The sequence below is a fragment of the Streptomyces sp. MS191 genome, assembly GCF_008042125.1.
In the GTDB taxonomy this organism is placed as follows: Bacteria; Actinomycetota; Actinomycetes; order Streptomycetales; family Streptomycetaceae; genus Streptomyces.
This window is the reverse complement of sequence record NZ_RDBI01000066.1, coordinates 170,752-177,793: the sequence shown is the minus strand read 5'-3', so window position 1 is coordinate 177,793 and position 7,042 is coordinate 170,752. Positions and strand designations below refer to the sequence as shown.

Below are 7,042 nucleotides of genomic sequence, written 5' to 3'. Positions count from 1 at the left end.
CCGGGGGCGGGGCCCTCTCACGTTCCCGGGGCCTTCACAGGTCCGGGGCCCTCGTGCGGCACCTCGCGGGTCCGTCCCGCGGCCGGTCAGTGCGTGTCGGGGACGAGCCGCTCCGGCCCGTGGTGCGGCTGCTTGCGCAGCAGCTCCTGCAGCTGCTTGTCCCCCGGGGTGAGCTGCGGCGAGCCGCCGCGGACCGGGACGCCCTCACCCCCGAGGAGGCCTTCGACGCGCTGTACGCCCACGCCGCCCCCGGCCTCGTCCACCAGGCCTACCTGCTCACCGGACGCCGAGGGCTCTCCCGGGAGTCCGTGGAGCACGCCTTCCTGCTCGCCTGGCAGCGCTGGCCCGAGGTCGCGGTCGACCGCGACCCGGTGGGCTGGGTCCGGGCTGCGGCGTACGAGTACGCGCTCTCCCCCTGGCACCGGCTGCGCCGGGCCCACCGGCATCCGGACGGCCCGCCCGCGGAGCCCGACCGAAGGGCCCTGCTGGGCGCCCTGCTGGAGCTGCCGCCGCCGCACCGGCGCACGGTGCTGCTCTACGACGGACTCGGTCTCGACCTGCCGGAGACCGCCGCCGAGACCGAGGCGAGCACCCCCGCCGCCGCCAACCGGCTGCTGCACGCCCGTACGGTCATCGGGACGCACGTCCCCGAGCTCGCCCACCCCGACGACCTGCACCGCCGGCTGGGCCGGCTGGTCGCGGACGCGCCGGCGGCGACGCTCGCGGAGCCCGCGGCGGTCCGCACGCAGGGCGAGCGGCGCGGCCGGATGTGGACCCGTGCGGCCTTCGGCGTGACGGCGGCGCTCATCGCCATGACCGCCTTCACGGTCGCCACGGCGCCGACGGAGTACATCCCGGTGAACGCTCCCGGCCAGACCGTCGAGGGCGTCCCGGTCCGCGGCGGCTCGCCGCAGCTCACCCCGGGGGACAAGCAGCTGCAGGAGCTGCTGCGCAAGCAGCCGCACCACGGGCCGGAGCGGCTCGTCCCCGACACGCACTGACCGGCCGCGGGACGGACCCGCGAGGTGCCGCACGAGGGCCCCGGACCTGTGAAGGCCCCGGGAACGTGAGAGGGCCCCGCCCCCGGTCTCCCGGGTGCGGGGCCCTCTCAGCTGCGGAGATCCGCTGGTCAGCCCGCGAGGATGGCGCGCGCCAGCTTGGCCGTCTCGGTCGGCGTCTTGCCGACCTTGACGCCGGCGGCCTCGAGGGCCTCCTTCTTCGCCTGGGCGGTGCCGGAGGAGCCGGAGACGATGGCGCCGGCGTGGCCCATGGTCTTGCCCTCGGGCGCGGTGAAGCCCGCGACGTAGCCGACGACCGGCTTGGTGACGTTGGCCTTGATGAAGTCGGCCGCACGCTCCTCGGCGTCGCCGCCGATCTCGCCGATCATGACGATCAGGTCGGTGTCGGGGTCGGCCTCGAACGCCGCGAGGGCGTCGATGTGCGTCGTGCCGATGACCGGGTCGCCACCGATGCCGACGGCGGACGAGAAGCCGATGTCACGGAGCTCGTACATCATCTGGTACGTCAGCGTGCCGGACTTCGAGACCAGGCCGATGCGGCCCGGCTTCGTGATGTCGCCCGGGATGATGCCGGCGTTGGACTGGCCGGGGGTGATCAGACCCGGGCAGTTCGGGCCGATGATCCGGGTCTTGTTGCCCTTCGACTGCGCGTACGCCCAGAAGGCGGCGGAGTCGTGGACGGCGATGCCCTCGGTGATGACGACGGCGAGGGGGATCTCGGCGTCGATCGCCTCGATCACGGCGGCCTTGGCGAAGGCCGGCGGAACGAAGAGGACCGAGACGTTGGCGCCGGTCTCCTTCATCGCCTCGGCGACGGAGCCGAAGACCGGGACCTCGGTGCCGTCGAAGTCGACGGACGTGCCGGCCTTGCGGGGGTTCACGCCACCGACGATGTTGGTGCCGTCACCCAGCATGAGCTTGGTGTGCTTCATGCCCGTGGCACCGGTCATGCCCTGGACGATGACCTTGCTGTCCTTGGTGAGGAAGATAGCCATGGTGTGCTTGACCTCGTCCCTTACTTCGCAGCCGCGAGCTCGGCGGCCTTGTCGGCCGCGCCGTCCATGGTGTCCACGCGCTGCACGAGCGGGTGGTTCGCGTCCGACAGGATCTTGCGACCCAGCTCCGCGTTGTTGCCGTCGAGGCGCACGACCAGCGGCTTGGTGACCTCTTCGCCCTTCGAGGCGAGGAGCTCCAGCGCCTGGACGATGCCGTTGGCGACCTCGTCACAGGCGGTGATGCCACCGAAGACGTTGACGAACACGGACTTGACGTCCGGGTCGCCCAGGATGATCTCCAGGCCGTTCGCCATGACCTCGGCGGAGGCGCCGCCACCGATGTCGAGGAAGTTGGCGGGCTTCACGCCACCGTGGTTCTCACCGGCGTACGCGACGACGTCCAGGGTCGACATGACCAGGCCGGCGCCGTTGCCGATGATGCCGACCTCGCCGTCGAGCTTGACGTAGTTGAGGTTCTTGGCCTTGGCGGCAGCCTCGAGCGGGTTGGCTGCGGCCTTGTCCTCGAGCGCCTCGTGGTCGGGCTGACGGAAGTCGGCGTTCTCGTCGAGAGACACCTTGCCGTCCAGGGCCAGGATGTCGCCGGAGGCGACCTTGGCCAGCGGGTTGACCTCGACGAGGAGCGCGTCCTCGGCGACGAAGGTGTCCCACAGGGTCACGAGGACCTCGGCGACCTTCTCGGCCACCTCGGCCGGGAACTTCGCCAGGGCGACGATCTCGCGGGCCTTCTCGATGTCGACGCCCTCGACGGCGTTGACGGGCACCTTCGCGAGCTTCTCGGGGGTCGTCGCGGCGACCTCCTCGATGTCCATGCCACCGGCCACGGAGGCCATGGCGAGGAAGGTGCGGTTGGTGCGGTCGAGGAGGTACGAGACGTAGTACTCCTCGAGGATCTCCGGAGCGGTCTCCGCGATCATCACCTTGTGGACCGTGTGGCCCTTGATGTCCATCCCGAGGATGTCCGTCGCGCGGGCGACGGCCTCGTCCGGGGTGGCGGCCAGCTTCACGCCGCCGGCCTTGCCGCGGCCGCCGACCTTCACCTGCGCCTTGACGACCGACTTGCCGCCAAGACGCTCGGTGGCCTCGCGCGCCGCCTCAGGCGTGTCGATGACTTCACCGGCCAGCACCGGTACACCGTGCTTGGCGAAGAGGTCCCTCGCCTGGTACTCGAACAGGTCCACGCGCGTCCGTCCCTTTTCTGATGATCGCGGTTCGTTGTCTGCGTGGGCGTGCCGCGAAGGGCAACGTGACTGCGCTGTCACAAGGGAGGCGTACACGGTGTCCGTGGACGCGGCATGTCCGTCTCGCAGGTTATCCCCGAGGGGCGTGGGTCCCTAAATCGCAGGTCACAACCGAGCGGTGATACGGGTCACAGATCGTAGGGGACACGGGGCGTTCCGTAGGGGTGGCCGCGGGCGGCCCCGGGGCCCGGGAGGCAGGCGGGAGCAGGGCTCCGCGCCCCTCACGACGCGCCCGGCCGCGAGGTGAGGGGCACGCGGACGGGTATGTGATATGGACCTCAGTCCCCTTCGACGCACCCGGCCGGGGGCGGGCACGCCGGGCTTCGCCCCGGACCTCGACGAGGCGCGGGCGGACGGGGTGCTGCCGGTCCTGCGGCTGCTCCTGGGACACGACGAGCCGGAGAAGGCGGGCCGATGAACGACACCGGACACGACGAGCGGCTGCGCCGCTGGCGCATGGTCCTCGGCGGCGGCGAGGCGGACGGCACGGGCTGCTCCCTCGCGGGCACGGACGCGGCGATGGACGGCGCCCTGACCGCGCTCTACGGCCGCGGGCCGGGGCGGCCGGCGGGCCGGGAGCGCTCGGCGGGCCTGGGCGCCTCGGCCCCCTCCGTGGCCCGCTGGCTCGGCGACATCCGCACGTACTTCCCGAGTTCCGTCGTCCAGGTCATGCAGCGCGACGCCATCGACCGGCTCGGGCTGTCCACGCTGCTCCTGGAGCCCGAGATGCTGGAGGCGGTGGAGGCGGACGTCCACCTCGTCGGGACGCTGCTCTCGCTCAACGCGGCGATGCCCGACACCACCAAGGAGACGGCCCGCGCCGTCGTGCGCAAGGTCGTGGAGGACGTGGAGAAGCGTCTGGCGACCCGTACCCGGGCCACCCTCACCGGCGCGCTCGACCGCTCGGCCCGGGTCAGCCGACCCCGGCACCGGGACATCGACTGGGACCGCACGATCCGGGCGAACCTCAAGAACTACCTGCCGGAGTACCGCACGGTCGTGCCCGAGCGGCTCGTCGGCCACGGCCGCGCGGCGCAGTCGGTCAAGAAGGACGTCGTCCTGTGCATCGACCAGTCCGGCTCGATGGCCGCCTCGGTGGTGTACGCCTCGGTGTTCGGGGCGGTCCTCGCCTCGATGCGGTCGATCGCGACCCGGCTCGTCGTCTTCGACACGGCGGTGGTGGACCTGACCGACCAGCTCGACGATCCCGTCGACGTCCTCTTCGGCACACAGCTCGGCGGCGGCACCGACATCAACCGCGCCCTGGCGTACTGCCAGTCGCAGATCACCCGGCCCACCGAGACCGTCGTGGTCCTCATCAGCGACCTCTACGAAGGGGGCATCCGGGACGAGATGCTGAAGCGGGTCGCCGCGATGAAGGCCTCCGGTGTGCAGTTCGTCGCCCTGCTGGCACTCTCCGACGAGGGCGCCCCCGCGTACGACCGGGAGCACGCGGCGGCCCTCGCGGCGCTGGGAGCACCGGCGTTCGCCTGCACGCCCGACCTCTTTCCCGACGTGATGGCGGCCGCCATCGAGAAACGACCACTGCCCATACCGGACATGGCGACTCATCAGTAACAGGGGACTTGCGTCACGGGGGGAGGATCGTGCAAGCATCGGGGTGTCGTACGCGGAAGCCATAGTTCCGCCCGCCCCCATCGGAGGCTCCTCCTCGTGACCGCAGCCGCCCTCGTGCAGCCCGTCGCCGTCCCGCGCCCCTCGCGCGGCACGGCGGTCCGGCGCGCGCTGGGCGTGCTGGTGTTCCTCGGGGGCCTGCTGGCCCTCGGGATGATCCTCGGCGACCGGGCACAGGCGGCGGAGAGCCTGCCACTGCCCGGGACGACGTCGCCGGCGGCCCCGGGCACCGATGTGCTCGGGCAGCCCGAGCCGAGGGCGGTGCCCGAGCTGCCCGACGTCCCCGAGACGGACGTCGTCCCCGACGCGGACGTCGTGCCCGAGGCCCGTGTGGCGCCCGAGCAGGGCGTGGCCGAGGGCGACCGGCCGACGACGGGCGAGTCCGGACCGGCGACCGGCCCGGTGGGCGAGCGCGTGTCCGCGCCGGCCGCCGAGCACCCGGCCCAACGGGCGGCAGCAGCAGGAACGTCCGCCACGGCGGCCGCGCGTCAGGTCGAGCGCGTCGTCGAGCGTCCGGTCGAGCAGGTGGCCGGGACCGTGCGGGACACGGTCCGGGCAGTCGTGCGCACGGCCGTGGAGACTCCGGTCGTGGGCGGACTCGTCCGGCCCGTCGTCGACTCCGTCCCGCTCCCGCTCCCGCTGCCCCTGCCGGTCCCGGATCCGGTCCCGGCGCCGCAGCAACCCGCACCCCGGCCCGTACCCTCCGCCGAGCCGGCGGTCCAGGATCCCGGCGCGCCGGCGCGCGCCGCCGCCGGGACGGCACCCGCCGACGCTCCGCTCCGCGGCTCCGGCCACGTGGCGGCGCAGCGGCACGACTCGGCCGGACCCGGACGGGCCGCCGACCTCCCCGTACCGGCGCACGCCCCTTCGCTGCCCTGCGGGGGATCCGGCACCGGACAGGTCCAGGCGCCCCGGGGCGCCGACCAGCATCAGGCGGCGGTGTACCCGGCCGCACCCCACGGCGGTTCCGTGCGGGGCGCGACGCTGCCCACGACCGTCGCCGTACCGCTCGACAGAGCTCTCGAAGTCCTCGAATTCCCCGGCTAGGTCAGGCGGTCATTCCCGCCTGTCCTCTCACGCCGAAGCATTCGAAGGAATCGATCCACCCATGAACAAGAACCTCCGCCGTTCCCTCGCCGTCGCCGCCACCGCCACCGGTGTGTGGGCACTGGGCACCGCCGTCGCGAGCGCGGACGAGCAGCCCGTTCCCGTCCCGCTGTCCACGCCGGACCAGGTCGTCGACGCCGTGGACGACGTCCAGGGCGCGGCCGAGGGCGCCGAGGAGACCGTCCGGGACGCCGTCCAGGGCAAGGTCCAGACCCCGGCCGCCCCGCAGACCCCGGACCTGAAGGCCCCGACGGCCCCGCAGGCCCTCGACCTCCAGGCCCCCGACCTCCAGGCGCCCGCCGCGCCGCAGACGCCCGACCTCCAGGCTCCCGGCTTCCAGGCCCCGGACCTGACGGCGCCCGCCGCCCCGCAGACGCCCGACCTCCACGCGCTCGACCTCCGGGCCCCGGGCTTCCAGGCCCCCGAGGTCCAGGCGCCGGACACGGAGGTGGACTACCTCTTCGGTCCGCTCTCGGCGTTCGCGCCCGAGCTGGAGCGGACGCCCGGGTACGTCACCGGGGCCGAGGGCCAGGTGACCCCGGTCGTGGCCGCCGCCTCCCAGGACGTGCTGCCGCCCCTCGCCGCCACCGCGGTCGAGGCGGTGCTGCCGGTCGTCGGCCAGGTCGTCGGCGACGCGGGACTGCTGGGCGGCGGGGTCGTCGCCGAGGCGCCGCGGTTCGCCCACGGCGTCACCGACTCCGTGCAGCCGCTCGTCGGCGCGGTCGTCGACCAGGTCCAGCCGGTCGTCCAGGGCGTCGGCGGCAGCGCCGCGGGCCTGGTCGGCTCCGTCACCGACGGCGTCCGCCCGCTCGCGGGCAACGCCGTGACCGGCGTCCAGGGCGCGGCCGGCACGGTCACCCCGGACTACGTCCCCGGCTACGCCGGCTGACCGCACCCGACCCACCAGGCGCCCCCGGTCCGACCTCGGCCCGGGGGCGCCTGGTGGGTCGGGTGCGGTCGCACCCGACCCACCAGGCGCCCCCGGTCCGACCTCGGCCCGGGGGCGCCTGGTGGGTCGGGTGCGGTC

7 protein-coding genes are annotated in these 7,042 nt (G+C 73.7%); 5 read left to right on the top strand and 2 right to left on the bottom strand.

Features of this window, described 5'->3' with window-relative positions; translation table 11 throughout:
* The first annotated feature begins 119 nt into the window (after window positions 1–119).
* Window positions 120–1,001 (top strand): SigE family RNA polymerase sigma factor, encoded by an 882-nt coding sequence (locus EAO71_RS29370; RefSeq protein WP_410094093.1) that lies wholly within the window; start codon window positions 120–122, stop codon window positions 999–1,001.
* A 128-nt stretch (window positions 1,002–1,129) separates the two neighbouring features.
* Here the strand turns inward: EAO71_RS29370 and sucD are convergent, their stop codons facing one another.
* Entirely contained in the window at window positions 1,130–2,014 is an 885-nt protein-coding gene (gene sucD, locus EAO71_RS29365) for a succinate--CoA ligase subunit alpha (RefSeq protein WP_147980828.1), read from the bottom strand.
* A 20-nt stretch (window positions 2,015–2,034) separates the two neighbouring features.
* Entirely contained in the window at window positions 2,035–3,213 is a 1,179-nt protein-coding gene (gene sucC / locus EAO71_RS29360; protein WP_147980827.1) for an ADP-forming succinate--CoA ligase subunit beta, read from the bottom strand.
* A 331-nt stretch (window positions 3,214–3,544) separates the two neighbouring features.
* Between sucC and EAO71_RS37955 the strand changes: the two genes are divergently transcribed.
* The 4 genes from EAO71_RS37955 (at window position 3,545) to EAO71_RS29345 (ending at window position 6,904) form a co-directional block, all read left to right on the top strand.
* Window positions 3,545–3,691, top strand: a complete 147-nt coding sequence (locus tag EAO71_RS37955) for a hypothetical protein (RefSeq protein ID WP_187282874.1) — start codon at window positions 3,545–3,547, stop codon at window positions 3,689–3,691.
* Window positions 3,688–4,851, top strand: a complete 1,164-nt coding sequence (locus EAO71_RS29355) for a VWA domain-containing protein (protein WP_147980826.1) — start codon at window positions 3,688–3,690, stop codon at window positions 4,849–4,851. The genes EAO71_RS37955 and EAO71_RS29355 overlap by 4 nt, the downstream gene beginning before the upstream one ends.
* A gap of 96 nt (window positions 4,852–4,947) precedes the next feature.
* Complete coding sequence (locus EAO71_RS29350) at window positions 4,948–5,955, top strand: hypothetical protein (RefSeq protein ID WP_147980825.1); 1,008 nt, start codon at window positions 4,948–4,950, stop codon at window positions 5,953–5,955.
* A 61-nt stretch (window positions 5,956–6,016) separates the two neighbouring features.
* The gene (locus tag EAO71_RS29345; protein WP_147980824.1) at window positions 6,017–6,904 is read left to right on the top strand and encodes a hypothetical protein; all 888 of its coding nucleotides are present in this window, start codon (window positions 6,017–6,019) and stop codon (window positions 6,902–6,904) included.
* The last annotated feature ends 138 nt before the right edge of the window (window positions 6,905–7,042 follow it).

What these genes read in the sequence shown, in the direction of transcription:
- EAO71_RS37955 (WP_187282874.1), top strand. Translation starts at nt 3,545, where the DNA reads ATGGACCTCAGTCCCCTTCGACGCACCCGGCCGGGGGCGGGCACGCCG.
- EAO71_RS29345 (WP_147980824.1), top strand. Translation starts at nt 6,017, where the DNA reads ATGAACAAGAACCTCCGCCGTTCCCTCGCCGTCGCCGCCACCGCCACC.
- sucD (WP_147980828.1), bottom strand. Translation starts at nt 2,014, where the DNA reads ATGGCTATCTTCCTCACCAAGGACAGCAAGGTCATCGTCCAGGGCATG.
- EAO71_RS29355 (WP_147980826.1), top strand. Translation starts at nt 3,688, where the DNA reads ATGAACGACACCGGACACGACGAGCGGCTGCGCCGCTGGCGCATGGTC.